Source organism: Streptomyces griseus subsp. griseus (assembly GCF_000720255.1).
Taxonomy (GTDB): Bacteria; Actinomycetota; Actinomycetes; order Streptomycetales; family Streptomycetaceae; genus Streptomyces; species Streptomyces griseus_I.
This window is the reverse complement of sequence record NZ_JOJE01000064.1, coordinates 1-24,152: the sequence shown is the minus strand read 5'-3', so window position 1 is coordinate 24,152 and position 24,152 is coordinate 1. Positions and strand designations below refer to the sequence as shown.

Here is a 24,152-nt window from a genome sequence, read left to right as displayed (position 1 = left end):
CACGGTCCTGGCCTGCAGCCAGCACCGGCCGTCATCACGGCGCGGAGAGCCTGGCGGAGGGCCGGGTGCTGCTTGCCCTGGACTTCGCCGACGACGCGGTCGAGGTCGTCTCGCGGCCGTTGAAAATCTCTTTCGGGACCTGCGGGAAGCGCCGCTCCCGCATCCCTGACTACCTCGCGGTGACCCACCGCGGCGTCTGGCTGATCGACATACGCCCCGAGGCTTTGATCAAAGGGGCGGACCGGGAGTCGTTCGCTGCGATCGCTGAGGTCGCTGTCGCATGCGGCTGGCGCTACGCGGCGGCTGCCCGCTGGCGCGAGCACGCCTTCGCGGGACTGGACGCGAGGGCGTCGCGTCGGAGGCTGAGGTTCGATCGGCCGGGCCGGTGCTGCTCTCCGAGGCCGCCGACGGATGGAGGTTTCGGCGTTACGTGCTGCAGGCGAGATCCCTGTCCTGTTCGCCGCGCCCTGGCAGTGGTTGTGCAGTCGGCGTTCTGACGTGCGGCCCGAGCGCGTAGGGAAGTCTCCGCAGCTCAAGGGGCGTAGCAGAGGAAGTCTCACCGTCATGGGCGGTTGCGGGGTGCGACCGCGCGGAAATCGCACTGGCCGGTTTCATTGACGCGCTTCTGGCTGAGACCTATCTTCTGATCGAACTTGCGAACAATGTTCGATTTTTCGAACCATGGCCGTCAAAGGGGACAGCCCGTGTTGCGCACCCGTTTCCGGCGTACTTGTGAGCCGGCTCCGGCGGCCCTCTGTGCCGCCTTCGTCACCCGACCCGCCACGGCGGGGTCCCCGGTCGCTGCCAGGCTCACGCGGAAACCGCGGGCGCCGAAGCAGTCCGGTCGGTCGGCCTCGTGAGCCAGGGCGCCTTGGGTGCGACAACGGGCGGCTGATGCGGGGCGGGTGACGATGGTTCACCCGCCCCGCATCAGCCGCCCGTTGTCGTTCAGTCGGCGATGCCGTCGAAGGCGATGACTTTGTCGATGTGGGCGCGGACGAGGAGGTTACCGGGGCCGCCGTTGCGGGCGGCGTACTCCTGGGTGCGGTCTTCGCCCAGGTAGCGGGCGCCGAGGAGGCCGCCCCAGTGCAGCATCTCGTCGGGGTTCTCGGAGGTCTCGGCGCGCCCTTGGAGTACGACGAACGCGTACGGGGGGTGGTCGTCGTCGACGCAGAAGGCGAAGCGTCCATCGCGGGCGAGGTTGCGGCCCTTGACACTGTCCTTCTCGGTGGTGAGCACGATGTCGTCGCCGTCGAGGAGGAACCAGACCGGGGCGACGTGTGGGCTGCCTTCGGCCCGGACGGTCGACAGCTTGCCGGTGCGGGTGCCGTGCGTGACGAACGCCCGCCACTGCTCGTCGGTCATCTTCCGCATGCGATGCCTTTCACGCTGGTGGAGAAGCCGTGCCCCGTCCAGGGGCGCAGTCGTGTGCCCCGAGGCCGGGCCGACCTCGGGGCACACGCGGGTTTCAGCGGCCCCAGAAGGCGTCTTCGGCGCTCTGGCCGCTGGAGAAGAGCCACATCTCGGTGATCTTGCCGTTCTGGATGCGCAGGAGGTCCACGCCGTCCATGGCCATGGGCGTGTCGCCGCGGCGTCCGGTGAAGTGGATGGTGGCGGCAACCAGGTCACCGTTGCCCATGAGTGAGTGGATCTCGTCGATGGCGAAGGTGCCCTGGCTGGCCTCCATCATGCCGCCGAGCATCTGGAAGACGGCGCCCTGGCCCTTGTGCTCGCCGGAGAACTGGTTGGCGCCGGGCTGGTGCCAGACGATCTCCTCGTCGAGGAGGCCGCCGAGGGCGGCCATGTCTCCGGTCTGCACGGCCTGGAAGTAGGCGCGGGCCAGGTCGAGGTTCGCAGTGGTCATCGCGCTCTCCATGGTCCTCGTGCGGGTTCGGTCGGGGTCATCGGGCGAAGTCGAGGCGATCGGCCAGGCCGGCCTCGGTGAAGGTGGCCTCGATCTCGGCGCGGCCTTCCTGGAAGTGGGCCCAGCTGTCGTAGTGCGCGGGGACGACGCGGCGGGCGCCGAGCGTCTTGGCGGCCTCGGCGCCCAGGGCGCTGTCGAGGGTGAGCAGGGCGCCGTCGAAGGCGAAGGGCATGCGGGCGCCGCCGAGGAAGAGGATCGCGGTGTCCACCGGGGCGAACTTCTCGGCGATCTCCTTGACGTGCTCCAGGGCGGCGTTGTCGCCGCTGACGTAGACCGAGGGCAGGTCGTCGGAGGTGAGCATGAAGCCGATGACGTCACCGGAGATGGGCTCGCAGCCCACGGGGCCGTGCCGGGCGGGCACGCCGGTGACGGTCACGGTCCCGCCGTCGGGCCGCTTGAGCTCGGCGGTCTGCCAGAAGGCGAGACCGCGGGCGCTGCCGCCCAGGCGGCCGGCGCCGCTCTCGGTGGTGAAGACGACCGGCACCTCGGCCAGGAGGGCACGCCCGGCGTTGTCGAGGTTGTCTTCGTGCGTGTCGTGGGAGAGCAGGACGGCGTCGACGCGGCCGAGGTCGGCGGCGGTGACCGGCGAGGGGGCGGTCTTGACCAGCTTGTGGTCGCCGGGGAGGGGCATGGGGTACTCGCCGGGCGGGTCGAAGGTCGGGTCGGTGACGAACCTGAGCCCGCCGTACTCGACGAGGGCGGTGGGGCCGCCGTAGACGCGGACAGGGATCTTTTCGCTGGTGGCGCTGGCGCCGGACATCGGGGAACCTCTCGGTCGGGGGAACGGTGGCCCGTGACCCTGCGGCGCGCTCCGGCGGGAGGCAGGGCGGAAGGGGCAGGGTTACGGGGCGGGTACGGAGAAGACGCCGAAGTGGTTGCCGGCGGCGTCCTCCAGCCGGGCGAAGGTGAGGCCCGCGGAGTCGGAGACCGGCTCCATGAGGACCTTGGCGCCGAGTTCCCGGCCGCGCTCGACAGTCGCTGCGACGTCCTGGACCAGGACGTAGAAGATCGCGTAGTTGGGGAAGTTGCCCTCCGACTCCCACACGCCGCCGGTCGGCTGCCCGGCGCCCGGCGTCATCACGGAGTGGTAGGTCACGCCGGGGGTGTTGGTGTTGAGGGCGTACTGCCAGTCGAAGAGCTCGCCGTAGAACTCCTTGACCTTCTCGGGCTGGTCGGTGCCGAACTCGAACCAGGCGACCGAGTTGAAGGCGGGAACAGTCATGACACGCACTCCTTACGCCCCACAAGGGGACGAGTGTGACTCTCTGGGGCGGGCTAAATGCAGATGGTGACCATCGCTCCGCGCGGGGCTCGCGGGAGTCCGGCGGGGACGGCGGGCTCCGGACCGGCCCGGGGTCCAGCAAACCATTTGCATTCCATGGAATCAACTTCCACAGATTATTGTTCCTGTCTATGGGTTCGGCGGCCTGCGGTCCACCGGCCCTTGGACAGCACAGGACCCCGGCGCGTCGGACACGGACGGCCGGGCCTCGGGAAGGAAGCACGTCATGGAGCCGGTCGAGATCGAGGCGAAGACCCTGATCCAGAAGTCGAAGACCCCCTCGAACGACTACGTCATCAACCCCTACACCGGCTGCGTGATCGGCTGCGCCTACTGCTTCGCCAGCTTCGCCGGGCGCCAGTTCGGCCGGTCGGTCAAGGAGTGGGGCGACTACCTGTACGTGAAGAAGAACGCGGTCGAGCTGGCCCGCAAGGAACTGGCGAAGATGCCGCAGGACAAGCGCCGGGGCACGATGCTGCTCAGCTCGGTCACCGACCCCTACCAGGGCCACGAGACGAAGTACCGGCTCACCCGCGGCATCCTGCGCGAACTGGAGAGGGTCGAGTATCCGGGCCTGGTGCGCATCCTCACCAAGTCACCTGTGGTCACCCGCGACATCGACCTGCTCACCAGCCTGCCCCGCGCCGAGGTCGGCATGACCGTGACCACCACCGACGACAAGGTCAGCCGCTGGCTGGAGGTCCGCGCCCCACTCGCCTCCCGCCGCCTGCGTACTCTCGCCGAACTCAACGAGGCGGGCATCCCCACCTACGCCTTCGTCGGCCCGCTCCTGCCCCACTTCGCCACCCAGCCCGAACTCCTCGACGACCTCTTCGGCCGGCTCGTCGACGCGGGAGTCGGCGAGGTGTTCATGGAGCACATCAACCTCAAGCGGTACATCCGCGAACGCATGGACCAGGTCCTCGCCGACGAGCCCGGAGACGTCCGCGAGGCATACCTCCAGGCGCGGACCAAGGAGCACCGCGAACAGCTCGACGCGATCGTGGCGGAACTGCTGGACAAACACGGGTTGCGGCTGCGCTTCGAGGAGGTCGTCCACCACGACGACAACGACACCCTGCGGCAGAGGCTCGCATCCTCGGCGTGACCATGGCCATGGCCATGAACGTGTCCGGGGCCGGGGGCCGAGCCAGACGTACCTCAGGCGGTGACGCCGGACTCGGGCTCCGGCACCGCCATGGCCCACGCCCCCATGGCCTCCAGGACCTCGCGCAGCCCCTCACCGAGAGGGGTCAGCGCGTACTCGACACGCGGCGGGATCTCCGCATACGTCGTGCGAGTGACGATGCCGTGCCGCTCGAACTGGCGCAGTCGGCTGGTCAGGGTGTGCGGGCTGATGCCCGGCAGGGCCTCCCGCAGCTGGTTGAACCGGTGGGGGCCATGCAGCAGTTCGCGCACGATCAGAGTGGCCCACGGCCCGTTGAGCAGCGTGAGGAACCGGGCAACACCGCACTCAGGAAGACAGGGATCAGTCACAGTTTTGACCGTACCCCATTAGTGCAGTTGATGTAACTGGTGCACCTCATGCACTAATGACGTCATGACCTACGTGATTCACGGCGCCACCGGCGCCCAGGGTGCCCCCGTCGTCGCCGCTCTCGCCGCCGCAGGCAGGACCGTCACCGCTCTGACCCGCAACCCCGACGCCGTCGTGCCCGGCGCGCAGCACGTCGTGGCCGCCGGCTACTCCTCCGCTGCCGACCTGACCGACGCCTACCGAGGTGCCGAGGGCATCTTCGTCCACCTGCCGGTGGCCTCGGAGGAGGACCGCCAGACCTACGCGCACAACATCCTCACCGCTGTCCGCGAGGCCCGGCCGGACCGCGTCGTGTTCTCCACCAGCGGCTTCCCCATCGATCCCGCCATCGGCGGTGCCGCCGCGACCCTGGCCGCGGGCCTGGCCGACAGCGGTGTATCCCACGCGGTCATCGCACCCGAGCTCTACCTCGAGAACCTGCTCATGCCGCACGTCATCGGCTCGGTCCGCGAGCGCGGCGTACTGCCCTACCCGATCCGAGCCGACTTCCCCGTCTCCTGGGCCTCCCACCTGGACATCGCCGACGCCGCCGTCGCCCTGCTCGACCGCACGGACGTCACCGGCGTGGTCTCCGTCGGCCAGTACCCGGCGATCACCGGGCCGGACCTGGCCGAAGCATTCGGCGCCAGGCTCGGACGGGACGTGGTCTTCGACCAGATCACCGCCGAGGAGTTCCGTACCTCGATGGCCCCCCTGATCGGGGACGGCCCGGCCGCTGATATCGCAGGGGCCTACCAGGCGATGAGTGCCATGCCCGGCCGCTCGATCGCACCGGAGACCTCCGCCCAGAAACTGCTGGGAGTCACCCCCCGGACCACAAGCCAGTGGCTGGCCGACATCGGCCTCTGACCACAACCGCTGTCAGCTCCGGCCGAGTTCGCCAAGGCTTGGCAGGCCGCCATATTCGGCGGGCGGCCTGCCAAGCCTTCAATTACCGCCGACCTCCGGGCCAGGACCGCCCCGACTTCAACACGCTGAACTTCGGGCATGAACTGGCCGGGCAGCGAGGAGTGCTCTGCCGGGGAGAACAGGTGCAGGGAGTCCCACATGTGCTGCCAGGACCCGCCCGGCGCCGGATCAGCGTCCAGGATGATGAAATCCAGGCCCCGGCGTCGCAGGTGATAGCCGGCGGCGAGCCCAGCTTGGCCGCCGCCGCCGACCACCACCACATCCACATGCCGCGTCAGGGGGCCGTCGTCACCGAGCCCGCAGCGAACTTCCTTCGCCAGGCAAGCGCGACGTACACCAGGCCAATCAATACCGGCACTTCGATGAGCGGTCCGACGACACCGGACAGGGCCTGGCCGGAGGTGCCGCCGAAGGTGGCGATGGCCAGCTCGATATTGCCCGCAGCCGTGAACGCCAGCGTCGTGGTGCGGTCGTAGGCGAGCCCCAGGCCCTTGCCAAGGAGGAACGTGCCGGAGAACATGACCGCGAAGTACACCAGCAGCGGCAGCGCGATCCGGGCGACGTGATGGAGTGGACGAAGGAGTGCATGGCCGCCCACGGCTGGTACTTGCAGGACGCCCCGCCCGACCAGCCCTGAGCTGCCATCGCTGCGTCGTACGGCAGTGCGGCCGCCGGGTCGAACTACTGTTGAGCCGTGGTGACAACGTACGACTTTCCCGGCGACCTCATCGCAGCGCAGCAGGCACTCACCCAGGTGCGGGCCGACCTCACCGCCCTGTACAAGCGGCTGCCCTACTCCGTCGAACCGATGGAGGCCTGGCAGCGCCCCGAGGGCTACTGGCTCACCACCTCCCGCGCGTACCCGGACTCGCCGGGCTGGTCGGAGCAGGAGCAGCAAGAGGTCGCCGCGCTGCGCGAGCGGGAACGCGACCTCACCGCCGCGATCGTCACGCACGCCTTCTGGAACGATGTCGCCGGACCCGAACGGCTCGATGCCCGCTCCCAGCTCAAGCGCGCCCTCGAACGTGAGGACGGCGAGGGCCAGGAGGCGGCGTAGCCGTGGCGGACACGCCACCCGAGCCGGAGCCGCCGCCGATTACGGTGGTCCTCCCCGACGGGCAGGAGCTCTCTGAGGTAAATGCTGTGGTGCGAAGCAGACCTGTGGTGATTGCCGCAGCTCAGCGCCAGGTTCCTTGACGCTAGCAGCCGCAACAGGCGTTGCACGATCGCTGATCCGGGTGATGCGCCAAGAAGGGAGCACTCACGGTGGTGGAAGTCGGACGGGCTGCGGCTTTCGTTGCCGACTGACCATTGAAGGTGGCTACTGCTGCGCGCCTTCGGCCTCGCAGCGTTTGGCCGTGCGACGGTCATGGCGGCGGTTGTGTTCCGTCAGCGCCGGGCTGCTCGCGGATACGAAGCCGCAGTTTCTCTAGACATCAAACTCGGCGGACGGCAGGTAGCGGCATGGCGGGGACGGCAGCGGCGGGAGCCAAGGGGGGTGCGGCGGGGGCTCGGCGGGTGCTCGTCCCGCTGGCGTTGGCGCAGTTCATCTGCAGTTTCGCGGGCTCGAACATGAACGTGATGATCAACGACATCAGCGAGGACCTGGACACCACCGTGCAGGGTGTCCAGGTTGCGATCACGATCTTTCTGCTGGTGATGGCCGCGCTGATGATCCCGGGCGGGAAGCTGACGGATAAGTGGGGGCGCAAGCGCTGCCTGCTGGCGGGGCTCGTGGTCTACGGGGTGGGGGCGGTGCTCAGTGCGGCCGCGCCGGGGCTGGGCGTGCTGATCTTGGGGAACTCGATTCTGGAGGGTGTGGGTACGGCGCTGCTGATCCCGCCGGTCTACATCCTGACCACGCTGCTGTTCACCGACATGGCGTCGAGGGCGCGTGCGTTCGGCGCGATCATGGCGATGGGAGGGATCGGGGCGGCCGCCGGTCCGCTGATCGGCGGGCTGATCACGAGTGCGATCAGCTGGCGGGCCGCGTTCGTGTTCCAGGCGCTGGTGATCGTGGTGATCGTGGTGCTCAGCCGCAAGATCGACGATCCGCTGCCGCCCGACCCCGCCCGGCCCTTCGACACGGTCGGGGCCGTGCTGTCGGCGGCGGGCCTGGTGCTGCTGGTGACCGGCATCCTGGCCGTCGACAACAACGGCTGGCTGGCGCTGGGACTGCTGCTGGCCGGTGCGCTGGTGCTGGTCGGCTTCTTCGCCTGGGTGCGTGGCCGCGAGCGCGCCGGCCGGGAGGTGCTGCTGTCGACGGCGCTGTTCCGCAACCGCACCTCCAACCTCGGTCTGGTCACCCAGAACACGCAGTGGCTGATGCTGATGGGCGTCTCGTTCACGGTTGCCGCCTACCTGCAGGTCGTGCGCGGCTACGACGCGATCGAGACCGGCGTCATCTTCACCGCCGCGACCCTGGGCATCCTCGCGTCCTCGCTGGCCGCCGAGAAGCTGGCGCGTCGCCGTGCACAGCGCACCCTCATCATGGCGGGCTTCGTCGTGACGATCGCCGGCATCGCCGCGCTGTTGGCCCTGGTCGCCTGGAAGCCCGGGGCCTGGGCGTTCGCCCCCGGCCTGCTGCTGATCGGGCTGGGCCTGGGAGTGATGCTCACTCCGTCGGTGAACGTGGTCCAGTCGTGCTTCGCCGAGGCACAGCAGGGTGAGATCTCGGGGCTGTCGCGCAGCATCTCCAACCTCGGTTCCTCGCTCGGCACGGCCGTCGCGGGCACGATCCTGGTCTCGGGCCTCAGCAAGGGCGGGTACGCGGCGGCCATGGCGGCGCTCGCGGTCGTCGGCCTGGGCGGGCTGACCGCCGCGGCCCTGCTCCCGCGAGCCGGCCGACCTGCTGCCACCGGAGCCGGGGCGGCCGCATCGCCAGGGGCGCCGCAGCAGTGACCGTGCCACGGCGTGTGCGTTGGCTGCCCGCCGACGGTGCATGCGGTCAGCTTCTGCGGCCCTCGGCGCGGTCGAGTTCCTCGTCCAGGGCGAGGGCGGCGTCGATCAGGGCCAGGTGGGTGAAGGCTTGCGGGAAGTTACCGAGCTGCTCGCCCGAGGGGCCGATCTCTTCGGCGAACAGGCCGACGTGGTTGGCGTAGGTGAGCATCTTGGAGAAGGCGTAGCGGGCCTGGTTGAGGCGTCCGGCGCGGGCGAGTGCCTCCACGTACAGGAAGCTGCACAGGTTGAAGGTGCCCTCCGAGCCGCGCAGGCCATCGGGTGAGGCGGCCGGGTTGTAGCGGTAGACGAGGCTGTCGCTGACGAGTTCGCTGTCCATGGCGTCGAGGGTGGTCAGCCAGTCGGGGTCGGTGGGGGTGAGGAAGCCGACCCTGGGCATCAGGAGCAGGGAGGCGTCGAGGACGTCGGTGTCGTAGTGCTGGACGAACGCCCCTCGTTCTTCGTTCCAGCCGTGCTCGACGATCTGCCGCAGGACCGCGTCGCGTGCCTCCAACCAGCGGGTCAGGTTGGCGGGGCGGGAGTGCGCGGTGGCGAGTTTGACGGCGCGGTCGAAGGCGACCCAGGTCATCAGGCGGCTGTAGGTGAAGTTCTGGCGGCCGCCGCGGGTCTCCCAGATACCCTCGTCGGGGCGCTCCCAGTGGTCGGTGAGCCAGTCGATGACGGTTGCGAAGGCATGCCAGCCGCGGACGGCACCGATGTCCTCCGCCTGGGCGAGGGCGTAGGCGGCCTCGCCGTAGATGTCGAGCTGGATCTGGTCGGCGGCGGCGTTTCCGGCCCGTACCGGGGAGGAGCGGCGGTAGCCCTCCAGGTGGTCGAGCACCTCCTCGGTCAGGTGCGGTTCGCCGTCGACGCGGTACATGATCTGCAGCGGTTCTCCAGAGGCGGTGCCGCCGGCGTCCAGGCGCTCCCGCAGCCACCGGCGGAAAGCGTTCGCCTCCGTGGTGAAGCCGAGGTCGGTCAGGGACCGCACCGACAGCGAGGCGTCACGCACCCAGGTGTAGCGGTAGTCCCAGTTGCGCTCCCCGCCGATCTGTTCGGGCAGGCCCATGGTGGCGGCAGCGATCGGTGCACCGGTGGGGGCGTAGGTGAGGAGCTTGAGGGTGATGGCGGAGCGAGTGACCATCTCGTGCCAGCGGCCGCGGTAGCGGGAGGCGCGCAGCCAGTCCAGCCAGAACGCGGAGCATGCCTCGAGTTCGCCGCTGACCGCGTCGACGGTAGGGGCAGGGCCCCCGGGCCGCCCGCTCAGCGTGTCCGGCTCGCCGGACACGGCGGTGAGCACCACGGCGGCACGCTCCCCTGCATGCAGCGTGAAGCGGGCGGACACGTCCGTGCCGTCCGGATGCAGGGCGACCGGGGTGGTGGCCTGCAGTTGCAGTTCCGTGCCGGGGCCGCGGAACAGCACCGACCCGTCGTCGAGGCGGAGCAGGTCGTGTGCGGCCCGGCCATAGTCGAAGCGGGGCCGGCAGATCAGCTCGAACGGCATGCTCCCGCGCACCACTCGCGTGACCCGGATCAGCCGGTGCCGGACGGATGGCGTCAGCGTGGAATCGGGCGGCATGAAGTCGACGACTTCGCCGACCCCGCTCGGCGCCATGAAACGAGTGATCAGGACGGCCGTGTCGGGAAGGTAGAGCTGGCGGACGGTGACGTCGTCGGCATCGGCGGCCAGACGGCAGAAACCGCCACGGTCGCTGTCAAGCAGCGAGGCGAACACGCTGGGCGAGTCGAACCGGGGCGTGCACCACCAGTCGACGGTGCCGTCGGCGGCGATCAGCGCCGCCGTCTGCAGGTCGCCGACAATGCCGTGGTCTGCGATCGGGGGGTACTCATTCACAGCGCCTCCTCGGCCCCCTGCACCAGCGAGAGACCCACGCAGCCCTCGCACCCCGGCTGACCGGCGCGGTCCCTCGACAGGTGGCGTCCCGCGTGCGGCCGACAGCTCCTGCGCCCCGGCCACACACCGGCTGGTCTGCTCATCATCGCGACCCCGGACGCCCCCAGCCACTTCTAGCCGGAACCGCCCCCTGATCGTTCTGTGGCTCCTTTCTGATTCAGGGCCCGGGTCAGTTCGCGGTTGGCCGCACGGGCAGCCTCCAACTCTGCGTCTCTTTCCTCCAGGCGCGCCGACAGCTCGGTGTTCGCCTGCTCCAGGCGGGAGACCCGACGCTGAAGCTCTTCCTGGTCGGCGGGGGCTCCGAGTCCCGATTCCCGCCACGCCTGCTCGCCCATCAGCTCGGAGAGCCGGCGCTCCAGGCGCCGGGTCTGGGTGACGAGCCGGGTGTTGCGGGCGTGCGCGTTGGCGAGGTCGGCCTGGAGCGAGGCCAGGCTGACTGGGGGCCCGGCCGCGGGGTCCGATGCGGACGGCTGGAGTTCGGCGGCGTGGATGAGGGCGAGCAGGTCGCGGTGGCGGTAGAGGAAGGTGCGGTCGACGCCGGCCTGCCGGGCGATGCCGCTCACGCTGATCGCGGTGCCGTCCTGGGTGGCGTGCTGGATGGCGCTCTTCACGCGCTGGCGGCGGCGTTCGCCGTCCGCGCGGCGGCCGTCGGCCATGGCGGTGCTCATGCGGTCCTCGTGGTGTGGACGTCGGGCAGGGGCTGGCCGATGCGGGGCATGCCGAGCATCACGCTCCGGCTGCGGCGTACGACGGCGACGGCCTCGCCGATCTGGGCCTGTTCCTCCGTGGTGAGGTCACCGAGATCGGCTTTGACCCGCTCGATCAGCCGGCGCACCCGGCGGATCTCCTCCTGGGAGGGCATCGCTTCGCTGCGCGCCCAGTCGTCAGCGGCGAACGCCGACATCAGCCGCTCCCGGCAGCGCAGCAGGTCAGCCAGGTACGCCTGGAGGTCGGGCAGGTAGGACACATCGGTGCGGAAGTGGTCACAGCCCACACAGCGGAACCGGATAGGGCAGCTCTGTCCGCCGGCCGCGACGTTCGAGGGCTCCTGGCAGACACCGTAGGGAACGCTCACCTCCCCGATCGCCCGCCGCACGTGCTCGGAGTCCAGCAGCGACTGTGCCTTGCGCCACACGCGGGTGCCGTTGCGGTCGAACTGCAGGGCAACCACCCGGTCCACGGCGTCGCGCCGCCGTTCCTGGCTGACCCGGTAGTAATTCTGGGTGGTCTTGAGATCGGAGTGCTCCATCAGCTCCTTGAGGACGTCCGGGGCCACCCCGGCATCCGCGTGCCGCTGGGCGTAGCTGTGACGGTAGGCGTAGGGGAAGATCCGGCTCTTGTCGAAGGGCAGCATCCGGGTGACCGCCTGCCCCCTCTCCTCCACGGTCGTGGGGACCAGGAAGTCAGGCAACGCGTCGACCCAGGTGCGGTGGCCTTCACCGATCGAGTGGATCGCCTTGATGCCAGCCACCGCGGGAGTCATCACCACCCAGCAGCAGCGGGTGCGCGAGATGTTCCCGGACACTCCCGTCGGCGAGTTGAAGCTGCTGCCCAGCATGCGCGCCAATCCGCATGTTGTCCTCGATGGTGCCCACCGCGCCGATGCCTGCGTTGTTCACGACGATGTCCAGCCCGCCGAGCCGCTCGACGGCCTGTTCCACGGCGGCGCGTACGGAGGCGTCGTCGCTCACGTCGGCACGGAGACCGAGCAGCGGTTCGCTGACGCCGCCGGGATCCAGGTCGAGCACGGCCACTGCCGCGCCCTGCGCCGCGAGTGAGTGTGCCGTGGCCAACCCGATGCCGGACGCGCCCCCGGTGACGACGGCCCTGAGTCCTGACAGACCGCTCATGCCACCTCCTCCGCTCCAGCGAGGTCGGCGGCCCAGAAGGTGCCGTCCGGGTAACGGTATTGAGCGAGAGATGCGGCGTGCATGGTGGCGGAGAAGCCCGGGGTCAGCGGCGCGGTGTAGTGGCCGTCGCGCATCACCACGGGCGCCGTGAAGTGCTCATGAAGGTGGTCGACGAATTCGATGACGCGGTTCTCGGTCGTGCCGGACAGGGCCAGGTAGTCGAACATCGACAGGTGCTGCACCAGCTCGCACAGTCCCACTCCGCCGGCGTGCGGGCACACCGGCACCCCGAACTTCGCGGCGAGCAGCAGGATCGCGAGGTTCTCGTTGACCCCTCCCACCCGGGCCGCGTCGATCTGGAGCACGTCGATGGCGCCGGCCTGGAGGAGCTGCTTGAAGACGATGCGGTTCTGCACGTGTTCGCCGGTGGCCACCTTCACCGGGGCGACACCCCTGCGAACGGCGGCGTGGCCGAGGATGTCGTCGGGGCTGGTGGGCTCCTCGATCCAGTACGGGTCGAACTCGGCGAGCGCGTTGGTCCACTCGACGGCCTCATCGACGTTCCAGCGCTGGTTGGCGTCTATGGCGATGCGGATCTCCTCGCCAACGGCGGCGCGGGCGGCTCGCATGCGGCGGACGTCGTCGTCGAGGTCGGCGCCCACCTTCAGCTTGATCTGGGTGAAGCCGTCGGCGACGGCCTGCTTGGCCAGCCGGGTGAGCTTGTCGTCGGAGTAGCCGAGCCAGCCGGGCGAGGTGGTGTAGCCGGGGTAGCCGCGGTTCAACAGCACGGTCTCGCGCTCGTCGAGTCCCTCGCGGCCCTTGCGCAGGAGGGTGAGGGCGTCCTCGGGGGTGAGGGCGTCGGCGATGTAGCGGAAGTCGACCTGCGAGACCAGCCACTCGGGGTCGGCGTGGGCGAGCAGCTGCCACAGCGGCTGCCCGGCCCGCTTGGCGGCCAGGTCCCACACGGCGTTGACTACCGCGCCGATCGCCATGTGCATCACGCCCTTCTCGGGCCCCAGCCAGCGCAGCTGGCTGTCGCCGATCAGGTCGCGGCTGAGCGAGCCCGGATCGGCGCACAGCTCTTGCACGGAGCGGCCCACGACGTGGTGCCGCAGGGCGCCGATCGCGGCGACCTGCACGTCGTTGCCGCGTCCGATGGTGAAGGTGAATCCGTGGCCCTCGATGCCGTCAACGGCGTCGGTGCGCAGCACGACGTAGGCGGCGGAGTAGTCGGGGTCCGGGTTCATCGCGTCGGAACCGTCCAGTTCCCGTGAGGTGGGGAAGCGGATGTCGTAGGTGTCGACCGCGGTGATCCGGGCTGAGATGGCAGTCAAGGGGGTGCCTTTCACGCTTGGCCGAAGGTCTGGCGCTGGCTGCCGAGCCTGTCGACGGAGAGTTCGACGGTGTCGCCGGGGCGGAGGTAGGGCGTGCCGGGCAGGCCGAGGGCCACGCCCGCGGGAGTACCGGTGTTGATCACGTCGCCGGGCTCCAGGACCATGTACTGGCTCAGGTAGGACACGATGTGGTCGACCGGGAAGATCATGTCGCTGGTGTGGCCGTCCTGCCGCTTCACGCCGTTGACGCTCAGGTGCAGGCCGAGGTTCTGCGGGTCACCGGCCTCGTCGGCGGTGACCAGCCACGGGCCGAGCGGGTTGAAGGTCTCACAGGACTTGCCGAGGTCCCACTGCGGGGAGTACTCCAGCTGGAACTCGCGCTCCGAGACGTCATGGCTGATCGCGTATCCGGCGATCACGTCCCGGGCGGCGTCGGGGCCGTCGAGGTAGCGTGCCCGGCGGCCGATGACGGCCGCCAGCTCGACCTCCCAGTCGGTCTTGACCGAGCCGCGGGGGACGAGTACCTCGTCGTATGGCCCGACGACGGTGCCCGGGTCCTTCATGAACACCACCGGCCGCTCGGGGATCGCCGCGCCGGTCTCGGCGGCGTGGTCGCGGTAGTTCAGACCGATGCAGACGATCTTGCCGGAGCGTGCGACGGGCGGGCCGATCCGCAGGCCGTCCGCGTCCAGTGCCGGGAGGTCTCCCGCCGCGATGGCGGCATGGGCACGGTCGATACCGTCCGAGGCGAGGAACGCGGCGTCGATGTCGGACGTCACGCAGGACAGGTCCAGCAGCCGGCCGTCGTCGGTGCGGACAGCGGGCCGCTCTTCGCCGGGGGCACCGACTCGTAGCAGTTTCACTGGCAGTTCCCTTGCCATAGGGGGTTTTCGAAAGGAAGGGGGCGGCCGGTCGTACGGGCCGTGCCGCCGGCCGCGCCCCGACCGGGCCAGGAGGGAGCTACAAGCTCCTTCCCCAGTCATCGGATGTATGGCGGCAGCGCGACTGTAGACGCAGTGGAGCCGACTGGCAACAAATACCTCGGATGTTTTTCCCTGCTGTCGCCAGTTCACCCCCATCTGCTGGGACTTGACGCCGACGTCACGGCGGGCCGGGGCGGCGCGCGGAGGTTTCCTCGGATGACTGAAACGTCGGCTGTGTGCGGCAGGATCCGCTGGTGGGAGCCGCGAGACGGCATGCAGAGCAATCCCCGGTGCGGGCGAAAGGCCCCGGGCACGTCCCTCAGCCGCCGCTGCGCCGCAGCGGCGGCAGCCGTCGTTGCTGAATCGTGAGCCTGTGCCGGTCCCTGCGGCCCGACCCGGGGACTGGGCAGAGCCGCAGGTCACGAAGGGATCCTGGCGGGTTGCCGACTCCTTGCGGCGGGGATGCGAAGCCTTGCGCCGTCATGCTGCGCAATTCTGTGGCGGCGGAGGCTTGTCAACGTCGGCAACGTCGTCGTAACGTCCTCGGCGTCCGAGAGACATCGGAGGAATGGCTCGCATTCTTCTACGAATGGGAACTGCGCGCTTGACCTGTGTCGCTCGGCACCGGCTGTCCCTCACTTCCGTCCCCATCGGGCGCGGTCCGCACTGCCTCGTGCCGGGCCACCTCCTGCCCGGCCTGCGTACGCCCGTCCTTCTCGGCAGGCGAGTAGGCACCTCCTCACCGACGCCCCGCGGTCCTCCGCCCCGCCAAAGGAGACAACACGGCCATGAAGCTCACTCGCACCCGCTCCACCGCCACAGCCGCCACCGCCGTGCTCGCGGTCCTCGCCCTCGCCACCGCGTGCAACCGCAGCGGCTCGGAAGCGGTCGGCTCGGGCGGTGACAAGCCGGCCATCGGCATCGACCTGCCGCGTTCCGACTCCGACTTCTGGAACTCCTACGCGCAGTACCTGAAGAAGGGCATCAAGTCCGACGGCGTCAACGCCCTGCCGGTCAGCAACTCGCAGAACGACGTCACCAAGCTCGTCGCCAACGTCCAGGTCTTCGAGAACACCGGAGCCAAGGCCGTCGTCATGGCACCGCAGGACACCCGGCAAGGGCAAGGTGGCCGAGTTCCAGGGCGCGCTGGACTCCATCAACGGCCGTGACCGCTCCGAGGCGTTCGCGCAGTGCATGAAGACGAAGTTCCCGAAGATCAAGGTCTTCGAGCTCCCCACGGACTGGAAGGGTGACGTCGCCTCCGCCAAGCTGCAGTCGCTGCTCGCCCAGCACCCGGACCTGAACGGGATCTACATGCAGGCCGGCGGTGTCTTCCTGCAGCCCACACTCGCCCTGCTGGAGCAGAAGGGCCTGCTCAAGCCCGCCGGCGCCAAGGGCCACATCAGCATCATCTCCAACGACGGCATCCCGCAGGAGTTCGACGCCATCCGCAAGGGCCAGATCGACGCCACCGTCTCCCAGCCCGCCGACCTCTACGCCAAGTACGCGCTGTACTACGCCGAGGCCGCCGCCGAGGGCAAGACCTTCAAGCCGGGAGCGACCGACCACGACTCCACCATCATCCAGCTCCCGAACGGCCTGGAGGACCAGTTGCCCGCCCCGCTGGTGACCAAGGACAACGTGGACGACAAGTCGCTGTGGGGCAACAACGTCGGGCAGTGACCGGCACGCGGGACACCGGCTCCGGGGGCCCTCGCCATCCCCCTCCCCCGGCAGCTGACCCCTGCCCCGGATCCGGGTCCACGCCCAGCTCCGCGGTCCCCACCATCCGCATCCGAAGGACGGTACCCACCATGGCGGACACCGCCACCATCCCGGCGGCCGGCTCCGGAACCCCGGCCCCGGTCGCCGAGGCGACCGGCATCAGCAAACGGTTCGGCGCCACCGTCGCGCTGCGCGACGCCCGCATCAGCATCGCCGAGGGCGAGTCGCACGCCCTGGTGGGACGCAACGGCGCCGGCAAGTCGACGCTCGTGTCCATCCTCACCGGCCTGCAGCAGCCCGACACGGGCTCACTGCGCTTCTCCGGCGCGCCGGCGCCCGCCTTCGGCGACATCGACGCCTGGCGCTCGAAGGTCGCCTGTGTCTACCAGCACTCCACCATCATCGGTGAGCTGACCGTCGCCGAGAACCTCTTCCTGAACCGGCAGAGCCCCGGCGCGGTGCGCCCCATCCGCTGGAAGCAGCTCAGGCAGCGTGCGCAGGAGCTTCTCGGCGAGTACGGCGTGGCCGTCGACCCCGCCGCCCGGGCCAGGGACCTGACCGTCGAGCAACGGCAGTTCGTGGAGATCGCCCGCGCGCTGTCCTTCGGCGCCCGTTTCATCATCCTGGACGAGCCCACCGCCAAGCTCGACGCCCGCGGCATCGGCCGTCTCTTCGACAAGCTCCGCGACCTGCAGCAGCAAGGCGTCGCCTTCCTCTTCATCTCCCACCACCTGCAAGAGGTGTACGACCTGTGCACCACGGTCACGGTCTACCGCGACGCGGCCCACATCCTGACCGCGCCCGTGGCCCAACTCGGTCACCGCTTGCTCGTGGAGGCCATGACCGGCGAGGCGGCCCCGGCGGCCCCCGGCTCCGCGAGCGCGTCCCCGGTCGCACCGGCCGGCCGCTCGGAGCTGTTGCGCATCGAGGCCCTGAGCCTGCCCGGCACCTGCGAGGACCTCTCCCTGTCGGTGCGCTCCGGCGAGGTGGTCGGGCTCGCCGGAGCGGCGGCCAGCGGCAACGTACAGGTGGGTGAGGCCGTCGCCGGTCTGCACCGCGCCACGAGCGGCCGCATCTCGGTCGGCGGCAGGAACGTACGCACCGGCAGTGTGCCCTCCGCCCTGGCCGCCGGAGTGGGTTTCGTCCCCGAGGACCGGCATCTGCAGGGCCTGGTGAACAACCGCAGCGTGGCGGAGAACGCGACCCTCACCGTCACCGACCAGCTCGGCCCGTTCGGCGTCGTGCTGCCCGCCCGCACCCGGGCCTTCGCCCAGCACATGATCCGTGACCTCGATATCAAGACCCCGCAGGCCACCACCCCGGTCTCCGCGCTCTCCGGCGGCAACCAGCAGAAGGTCGTCGTCGCCCGCGCCCTGGCCACCGACCCGCACGTCCTGGTGGCCATCCGCCCCACCAACGGTGTCGACGTCAAGTCCAAGGAGTTCCTTCTCGGCCGGATCCGGCGGGCCGCCGACGAGGGCAAGGCCGCGCTGATCGTCTCCGACGAACTGGACGACCTCAAGGCATGCGACCGGGTCGTGGTCATGTTCCACGGACGGGTGGTCGCCGAGTTCGACCGCGGCTGGAAGGACGAGCACGTCGTCGCCGCCATCGAGGGCGTCGCCGACACCACCACCCCAACCGCCGCGTCCACGGCGTCCGGCAATCACCAGCACGGAAGGTAGACATGTCCGCCACCACAGATGTCACGCAGCCCGCACCGAGCACGACGGCGCCGGCCGCGGCGGACACCGCCCGGCGCCGGCTCGGCCTCGGCCGTTTCCGTGAACTGTCCCTGATCCCGGCCATCCTCGTGCTGGGCCTGATCGGTTTCATCGTCTCGCCGGCCTTCCTGACCGCCGACAACCTCATCGGGGTGGCGCAGCAGTCCACCGAACTGAGCCTGCTCGTCCTCGCCACCGCCCTCATCCTCATCTGCGGGCGGATGGACCTGTCGCTGGAGTCCACCATCGGCGTGGCCCCGGTCATCGCCGTGTGGCTCGTCCTGCCCACCAGCGGCGGGCGGTTCAACGGGCTCGGGCTCTTCCCCGAGTGGATGGCCATCCCGCTGTGCCTCCTGGTCGGGGTGGCGATCGGCGCCCTGAACGGCTTCCTCATCCTCAAGCTGCGGCTCAACGGCTTCATCGTCACCCTCGGCGCTCTGACCATGCTGCGCGGCCTGCAGGTCGCCCTCTCCGAGGGCCAGTCCATCGTGGACCTGCCGTCGTCGTTCACCTACCTGGGCAAGGCGTCCTGGTTCGGCGTCCCGGCCGCCATCTGGATCTGCGCGGTGCTGTTCGCGGCGGGCGGCAGCGCACTGGCCTGGCTGCGGCACGGGCGGGCCCTGTACGCCATCGGCGGCAACGCCGAAGCCGCCCGCACCGCCGGCATCCGCGTCGACCGCATCGTGTGGGCCGTCCTCATCCTCGGCAGCCTGCTGGCCGCGTTCGCCGGCATCCTCTACAGCGGGCACTACGGCTCCATCTCGGCGACGCAGGGCAGCGGCTGGATCTTCCAGGTCTTCGCCGCGACCGTCATCGGCGGGGTCAGCCTCAACGGCGGCAAAGGCTCCGTGTTCGGCGCCCTCACCGGTGTCCTCACCCTCCAGCTCGTCGTCAACGTCATGACGCTCGCGGGCGTACCGGCGCTGTGGAACCAGTTCCTGAACGGCGCCATCATCATCGTCGCCCTGATCATCTCGCGCTTCGCCTCCGGCGAGAAGCAGGAGTAGTCACAGCCCGCACGCCGCTCCGCCCCGGCCCCGGTGCCGCGCGGCGGAGCGGACCCCGCCCCTCCCCCGGCACAGGAAGGCACGCTCGTGGCACTCACCGACGAGGCGATGGACAAGATCAAAGCGATGATCATCGCCGGTGAACTGGCGCCCGGGTCCCGCCTGCCCAAGGAGGAACTCCTCGCCGCGCAGCTGGGCCTGTCCCGCAACTCGCTGCGCGAGGCCGTCCGCGCGCTCACCGCGATGCGCATCCTCATGGTGCGGCAGGGCGACGGCACCTACGTGTCCAGCCTGGAGCCCCACCTCCTCCTGGAGACACTCTCCTTCGCCTCCGACGTCTCCCAGGGGCAGACCGCCCTGCAACTGATCCAGGTGCGCAGGCTCCTGGAACCACAGGCCACCGGGCTGGCCGCCGCGCTGCTGACACCCAAAGACCTGCGAGAACTCGGCGACATCCTGGAGCAGTCCAAGTCGGCCGCCACCGTCGAGGAGTTCGTCGCCCACGACATAGCCTTCCACGCAAGGATCGTCGAAGCCGTCGGCAACCCGGTGCTGTCCATGCTGCTGCGCGTGCTGTCCACCAGCACCCAGCGGGTACGCATCGTCCGGGGCAGCCAGGCCCGGCGTGCCGTGGACAACGCGCACCGGGACCACCAGCAGATCCTCGACGCGCTCCGGGCACGCGACGCCCTGCTGGCCGCCTCGGCCGCGACGGTGCACATCACCGCCGTCGAGCAGTGGCTGGCGACCAGCCTGACCGATGCCCCTTAAGGAACCTCTCACCGGCTGACCGTCCTGCCCGCCCCGCTCCCGCAACCGCCCGATCCCCCTCCCACGTCGGCCTGGCGGCGGGTCACCGGTCTCCCCCGAGCCGCAGCCGGTACACGCCCGGCGTGATCCACGCCCACGGGCGCCGCCCTTGCGGACCGGGGGATCGCATCCCCGGTTTCCTCACCCTCCTGAAGGAGCATCAATGCCGCTGTTCCGCTCAAGAGCCGCCGGCCTGTCCGGTGTGCTCGGCACACTGGCGGGGCTCATATGCGCCGCGCTCTCCACGGCCGGCCCGGCGTACGCCGCCGCCCCGACCTTGCTGTACGCCTCTCCCTCCGGCTCCGGCAGCACCTGCTCGCTGAGCGCGCCGTGCAGCCTGGACGGCGCCAAGAGCAAGGTGGCGGGCCTCGCCCCCGCCATGGCCGCCGACATCGACGTCTATCTGCGCGGCGGTACCTACCGCCTGTCCCAGGCGTTCGCCCTGGGTCCGTCCGACTCCGGCCGCAACGGCTTCAAAGTCGTCTACGCCGCCTACCCGGGTGAGAAGCCCGTCCTGAACGGGGCCACCAAGCTCAGCGGGTTCACCGTTTTCGACAGTTCGAAGAACATCTACCGCGCCTCCGTGCCGACCGGTACGCAGAGCCGGCAACTGTTCGTCGACGGAGTACGGGCCCAGCGCGCACGCGGTCCGCTGAACCCCTCGGGGTTCACCCTCTCCGGGTCCAGCTTCACCACCAGCGACTCCTCCTACGCGTCGTTCACCAACGCCTCCTCCGTGGAGATCGTAAACAACAACGCCTGGAAGCAGATGCGCTGCCCGCTGGCGAGCATCACCGCGCCTGGTGGCGGCGGGTCCAGCCTCAACGTCGACCCGACCTGCTTCGCGAACAACAACACCTCGGTGCCCAACCGGGGCTTCCCCTTCAACGGCGCCGGACTGCCGAAGCTGACCTCCATCAGTTACCTGGAGAACGCCTACCAGCTGCTCGACTCCCCAGGCGAGTTCTACCTCGACAGCTCAGCGGGGTTCCTGTACTACAAGCCGCGCAGCGGTGAGGACCTCAGCACCGCCGACGTGGAGCTGCCCACCACCGAGACACTGCTGAACGTCAGCGGCACGCCCGGCCACCTCGCCCCGGTCAACGACACGGACCCGGCCATCACCTACACCGGCTCCTGGAGCTCCTCCAGCGGGCGTGGCCTGGGTGACCTCTACAACGACGTGCACGCAACCACGGCCAACGGCGACTCGGTGAGCTACACCTTCACCGGTACCGGGATCGACGTGCTGTCGGAGACCAACAGCGACGAGGGCGGCATCGACGTCTACGTCGACGGCGCCAAGGTCCAGAGCGTGTCCGCCGCCGGCTCCTCGCGGCTCGCCCAGCAGGTCGTCGCCTCCGTCAGCGGCCTGGCCAAGGGCCAGCACACCATCAAGCTGGTCAAGACCGGCGGAACGTACATGATTCTCGACGGCTTCACCGTGGTGCCGGACGTGATCACGCCCGTCCACGACATCACCTTCCAGAACCTGACCTTCGCCTACACCACCTGGACGCTGCCCTCCACGGCCGGCTACATCGACAACCAGGCCGGCGTGCTGTGGGACACCGCCAACAACAACGCCCCCTTCCGTATCCCCGCCGCCGTCCAGGTCCACCGCGGCTCGGACATCACCTTCACCGGCGACGAGATCACCCACACCGGCGGCACCGGCATCGACCTCGCCGACGGCAGCAAGAACTCGACCATCACCGGCAGCTACATCCACGACACCTCCGGCGGCGGCGTCTCCGTGGGCGAGGTGGACGACTACTACCTCACCGACACCAGCCGCATGACCACCGGCGACACCGTCTCCCAGAACTGGATCTCCGACGTCGGCCAGGACTACTCCGACGCGGTCGGCATCTGGGCCGGATACACCCGGGGCCTGACCCTCTCGCACAACGACATCGGCCACACCCCCTACTCCGGCATGTCGCTCGGCTGGGGCTGGGGCTACGCCTCACCGTGCTCCATGCAGTCCGCCCAGGGCCTGACCACCTGCCAGCACGGCACCATCTACGCCGGCGACAACCAGATCCTGGACAACCACGTCCACGACGTGATGAACATCCTCCACGACGGCGGCGCCATCTACACCCTCGGCGGCCAGGGCAACGGTGACGGCTCCACCACGTCCGTGCTCGCCGGCAACCTCGTAGAGGTCGGCAACCACACCAACAACCGGCTGTACCAGGACGAGGGCAGCTCGTACTGGAACACCTACAACAACGTCACCCGCATCGGCGGCAACAACTGGATCGGCATGTGGACGCCGACCATCCACGACATCAACATCCACGACAACTACTCCGACACCACCGCCACCCTCAACCACGGCACCAACATCACCTTCAACCAAACCACGCTCGTCTCCGGCGGTGCCTGGCCCTCCGCCGCCCAGGCCATCATCGACGCCGCCGGCCCCGACGCCGCCCACCAGCCGCTGACAGGCTGGATCGACGACGACGACACCGCGATCTCCTACACCGGCAGCTGGACGGCGAACGGCAACCGCGGCTACGGCGACTACGAGGACGCCGTGCACGCCACGGGAACCAACGGCGACACCGCCTCGCTGACGTTCACCGGCACCGGTATCTCGGTCATCGGCGAGAAGAACACCGACCAGGGACAGGTCGAGATCTTCATCGACGGAACCTCCAAGGGCCTGATCGACACCAGCGCCACCACCCGCCAGACCCAGGCGGTCATCTACAGCACCGGCGCACTGACCGCGGGCAGCCACACCATCCAGTTCGTCAAGCGCAGCGGCACCTGGGCCACTCTGGACGGGTTCGAGGTCACCGGCGTCCACAACGACACCAACTCCTCCATCACCTACACCGGCGCCTCCTGGCGCTCCTACGGCAACCGAGGTTTCGGCGACTACAAGGACGACGTCCACGCCGCCACCACGAACGGCGACTCGGTCACCGTCACCTTCACCGGCACCGGGATCAGCCTCGTCACCGAGACCAACTCCGACGAGGGCACCATCGCGGTTTCCCTCGACGGCGCCTCCCAGGGCACCGTCAACGCATCCTCCACGAGCCGCCAGGCCCAGCAGACCGTGTACACCGTGAGCGGCCTGCCCCTCGGACGGCACACCCTCACCCTCACCAAGACAGGAGGCAGCTGGCTGGTCGTCGACCGGTTCGACGTGCGGTGACCGCACGGCGGCCACCGGCCGCACCACACCGCCCGTGCCGGACCCACCGGCACGGGAGGCTCCCTGCGCCCACGGCGGCATCCTGGGACGCGCACAAAGTGCGGGCCCAGCGTGCACGCGCACTACGACGTTCCCTGGGGCCAGCGGCGCGTGGCGCGGTCCTGGAGTCACTCGCGCCCGGCCTCTGCCAGGGCGTCCGCAACCAATTCACCCGATCTATCGACTGATCGCATGCGCGTCTCGGTGGCTCAACCCTGAGGTCCTAGCAATCCAACCAGCCTTGTCCTGGAATTCCTGTCGAGCCTCTAGACAGATGTCAGATCGATGCCCGTTAATACACCCGATGTCACTCCGGTCAGCCCGAATGCCGAGCCGCAAACTGCGGGCTGTCCTGCGAGCACTCGGGAGAAGACCTTGTCGGCGTCGATCACCCGCCGACGATGCTCATCGGGCGCCCGCCCTGCCCGCAGGGAGCACCGTTTCGCAGCCTTGGCGGCAATCCGTCCCCCAGCGGGTTGCAGATGCCTCCGGCAGGGCGCGTCCATACCTGAGTCTCGTCACCGCAGTCAATGCCATCCGCACACAGGAGTAGGCCATGTCCTCATCAAAAATGAGTCGCCGTAGGTTTCTCGGTGCGGCGGGCGCGGCGAGCGCCGCGACCGCCCTGCCGCTCGTCCCCGGCTTCTCCGGCCTGCTGTCGCAGGCGGCCGCCGCGGACACCCAGACCAACCTGAGCCGGATGGTCGACATGCGCTTCGGTATGTTTAACCACTTCAGCCTGGGCACGTTCACGAATCAGGAGTGGGCGGAACCCAACCAGAGCCCCACCCTCTTCGCTCCCCCGGGTGTCAACTGCGCACAGTGGGCCGACGCGGCGGCCGCCGCGAAGATGAGCTACGGCATCCTGACCACCAAGCACCATGACGGCTTCGCCCTGTGGCCGAGCGCCTACGGCACCCAGAACGTCGCGAACAGCGCCTACAAGCAGGACATCGTGCGGACGTACTGCGACGCCTTCCGGGCGAAGGGGCTGAAGGTCGGGTTCTACTACTCGATCTGGGACCGCACCTTCGGCG

Annotated in this window: 20 protein-coding genes and 4 pseudogenes; 11 read left to right on the top strand and 13 right to left on the bottom strand. The window is 69.4% G+C overall.

Going from position 1 to position 24,152, the window contains the following annotated elements:
- Positions 1–65 precede the first annotated feature (65 nt).
- Positions 66–497 (top strand): hypothetical protein, encoded by a 432-nt coding sequence (locus tag IG99_RS51055; RefSeq protein WP_234312133.1) that lies wholly within the window; start codon positions 66–68, stop codon positions 495–497.
- 451 nt (positions 498–948) lie between these two features.
- Here the strand turns inward: IG99_RS51055 and IG99_RS41165 are convergent, their stop codons facing one another.
- The 4 genes from IG99_RS41165 to IG99_RS41150 all read right to left on the bottom strand — a co-directional run bounded on the left by IG99_RS41165 (position 949) and on the right by IG99_RS41150 (position 3,146).
- The gene (locus IG99_RS41165; RefSeq protein ID WP_037683735.1) at positions 949–1,374 is read right to left on the bottom strand and encodes a PPOX class F420-dependent oxidoreductase; all 426 of its coding nucleotides are present in this window, start codon (positions 1,372–1,374) and stop codon (positions 949–951) included.
- A 94-nt stretch (positions 1,375–1,468) separates the two neighbouring features.
- Positions 1,469–1,864 (bottom strand): nuclear transport factor 2 family protein, encoded by a 396-nt coding sequence (locus IG99_RS41160; protein WP_037683734.1) that lies wholly within the window; start codon positions 1,862–1,864, stop codon positions 1,469–1,471.
- Between the two features lie 37 nt (positions 1,865–1,901).
- On the bottom strand, positions 1,902–2,684 hold the full coding sequence (locus IG99_RS41155) for an MBL fold metallo-hydrolase (protein ID WP_037683732.1): 783 nt from the start codon (positions 2,682–2,684) through the stop codon (positions 1,902–1,904).
- 81 nt (positions 2,685–2,765) lie between these two features.
- Positions 2,766–3,146, bottom strand: coding sequence for a VOC family protein (locus IG99_RS41150; protein ID WP_037683729.1), 381 nt, complete (start codon positions 3,144–3,146; stop codon positions 2,766–2,768).
- Between the two features lie 286 nt (positions 3,147–3,432).
- Between IG99_RS41150 and IG99_RS41145 the strand changes: the two genes are divergently transcribed.
- The gene (locus IG99_RS41145; RefSeq protein WP_037683726.1) at positions 3,433–4,314 is read left to right on the top strand and encodes an SPL family radical SAM protein; all 882 of its coding nucleotides are present in this window, start codon (positions 3,433–3,435) and stop codon (positions 4,312–4,314) included.
- Between the two features lie 53 nt (positions 4,315–4,367).
- Here the strand turns inward: IG99_RS41145 and IG99_RS41140 are convergent, their stop codons facing one another.
- Positions 4,368–4,703: a winged helix-turn-helix transcriptional regulator gene (locus IG99_RS41140; RefSeq protein ID WP_037683724.1), complete on the bottom strand. Its 336-nt coding sequence runs from the start codon at positions 4,701–4,703 to the stop codon at positions 4,368–4,370.
- Between the two features lie 64 nt (positions 4,704–4,767).
- Between IG99_RS41140 and IG99_RS41135 the strand changes: the two genes are divergently transcribed.
- Positions 4,768–5,613 carry an SDR family oxidoreductase gene (locus tag IG99_RS41135; RefSeq protein ID WP_037683722.1) on the top strand — a complete coding sequence of 282 codons (846 nt, stop codon included), beginning with the start codon at positions 4,768–4,770 and terminating at the stop codon, positions 5,611–5,613.
- 134 nt (positions 5,614–5,747) lie between these two features.
- Here the strand turns inward: IG99_RS41135 and IG99_RS46950 are convergent.
- Both IG99_RS46950 and IG99_RS41130 read right to left on the bottom strand, forming a co-directional pair.
- A pseudogene (locus tag IG99_RS46950) lies at positions 5,748–5,951 on the bottom strand (FAD-dependent oxidoreductase); the annotation flags it as partial.
- Positions 5,948–6,235, bottom strand: a pseudogene (locus tag IG99_RS41130) (arsenic resistance protein); the annotation flags it as partial. The pseudogenes IG99_RS46950 and IG99_RS41130, both read right to left, overlap by 4 nt.
- Positions 6,236–6,367: 132 nt before the next feature.
- On the opposite strand from IG99_RS41130, the gene IG99_RS41125 reads away from it, so the two are divergent.
- Together IG99_RS41125 and IG99_RS41120 are read left to right on the top strand one after the other, a co-directional pair.
- Positions 6,368–6,730, top strand: a complete 363-nt coding sequence (locus IG99_RS41125; RefSeq protein ID WP_037683718.1) for a hypothetical protein — start codon at positions 6,368–6,370, stop codon at positions 6,728–6,730.
- 407 nt (positions 6,731–7,137) lie between these two features.
- Positions 7,138–8,574, top strand: coding sequence for an MFS transporter (locus tag IG99_RS41120; protein WP_051866564.1), 1,437 nt, complete (start codon positions 7,138–7,140; stop codon positions 8,572–8,574).
- 46 nt (positions 8,575–8,620) lie between these two features.
- On the opposite strand, the gene IG99_RS41115 is transcribed toward IG99_RS41120, so the two are convergent.
- The 6 genes and pseudogenes from IG99_RS41115 to IG99_RS41090 all read right to left on the bottom strand — a co-directional run bounded on the left by IG99_RS41115 (position 8,621) and on the right by IG99_RS41090 (position 14,572).
- On the bottom strand, positions 8,621–10,465 hold the full coding sequence (locus IG99_RS41115) for a glycoside hydrolase family 15 protein (RefSeq protein WP_037683715.1): 1,845 nt from the start codon (positions 10,463–10,465) through the stop codon (positions 8,621–8,623).
- Positions 10,466–10,638: 173 nt separating this feature from the next.
- Complete coding sequence (locus tag IG99_RS41110; RefSeq protein WP_037683712.1) at positions 10,639–11,193, bottom strand: DUF6262 family protein; 555 nt, start codon at positions 11,191–11,193, stop codon at positions 10,639–10,641.
- Positions 11,190–11,996 (bottom strand): tyrosine-type recombinase/integrase, encoded by an 807-nt coding sequence (locus tag IG99_RS41105; protein ID WP_199815723.1) that lies wholly within the window; start codon positions 11,994–11,996, stop codon positions 11,190–11,192. The genes IG99_RS41110 and IG99_RS41105 overlap by 4 nt, the downstream gene beginning before the upstream one ends.
- A 103-nt stretch (positions 11,997–12,099) precedes the next feature.
- A pseudogene (locus IG99_RS41100) lies at positions 12,100–12,375 on the bottom strand (SDR family NAD(P)-dependent oxidoreductase); the annotation flags it as partial.
- Positions 12,372–13,709: an enolase C-terminal domain-like protein gene (locus IG99_RS41095; protein ID WP_037683710.1), complete on the bottom strand. Its 1,338-nt coding sequence runs from the start codon at positions 13,707–13,709 to the stop codon at positions 12,372–12,374. The pseudogene IG99_RS41100 and the gene IG99_RS41095, both read right to left, overlap by 4 nt.
- Positions 13,710–13,720: 11 nt before the next feature.
- Entirely contained in the window at positions 13,721–14,572 is an 852-nt protein-coding gene (locus IG99_RS41090; protein ID WP_037683708.1) for a fumarylacetoacetate hydrolase family protein, read from the bottom strand.
- Between the two features lie 848 nt (positions 14,573–15,420).
- On the opposite strand from IG99_RS41090, the pseudogene IG99_RS41085 reads away from it, so the two are divergent.
- The 6 genes and pseudogenes from IG99_RS41085 to IG99_RS41055 all read left to right on the top strand — a co-directional run.
- Positions 15,421–16,315, top strand: a pseudogene (locus tag IG99_RS41085) (sugar ABC transporter substrate-binding protein).
- A gap of 131 nt (positions 16,316–16,446) precedes the next feature.
- On the top strand, positions 16,447–18,042 hold the full coding sequence (locus IG99_RS41080) for a sugar ABC transporter ATP-binding protein (RefSeq protein ID WP_051866563.1): 1,596 nt from the start codon (positions 16,447–16,449) through the stop codon (positions 18,040–18,042).
- Between the two features lie 2 nt (positions 18,043–18,044).
- A complete protein-coding gene (locus IG99_RS41075; RefSeq protein ID WP_037683707.1) occupies positions 18,045–19,088 on the top strand; it encodes an ABC transporter permease in 1,044 nt (347 codons plus the stop codon).
- A gap of 87 nt (positions 19,089–19,175) precedes the next feature.
- Positions 19,176–19,859: a FadR/GntR family transcriptional regulator gene (locus IG99_RS41070; protein WP_037683704.1), complete on the top strand. Its 684-nt coding sequence runs from the start codon at positions 19,176–19,178 to the stop codon at positions 19,857–19,859.
- 202 nt (positions 19,860–20,061) lie between these two features.
- On the top strand, positions 20,062–23,076 hold the full coding sequence (locus IG99_RS44570; protein ID WP_051866561.1) for a right-handed parallel beta-helix repeat-containing protein: 3,015 nt from the start codon (positions 20,062–20,064) through the stop codon (positions 23,074–23,076).
- A gap of 610 nt (positions 23,077–23,686) precedes the next feature.
- The coding region (locus tag IG99_RS41055; protein WP_037683701.1) for an alpha-L-fucosidase at positions 23,687–24,152 on the top strand (466 nt) is incomplete at its 3' end.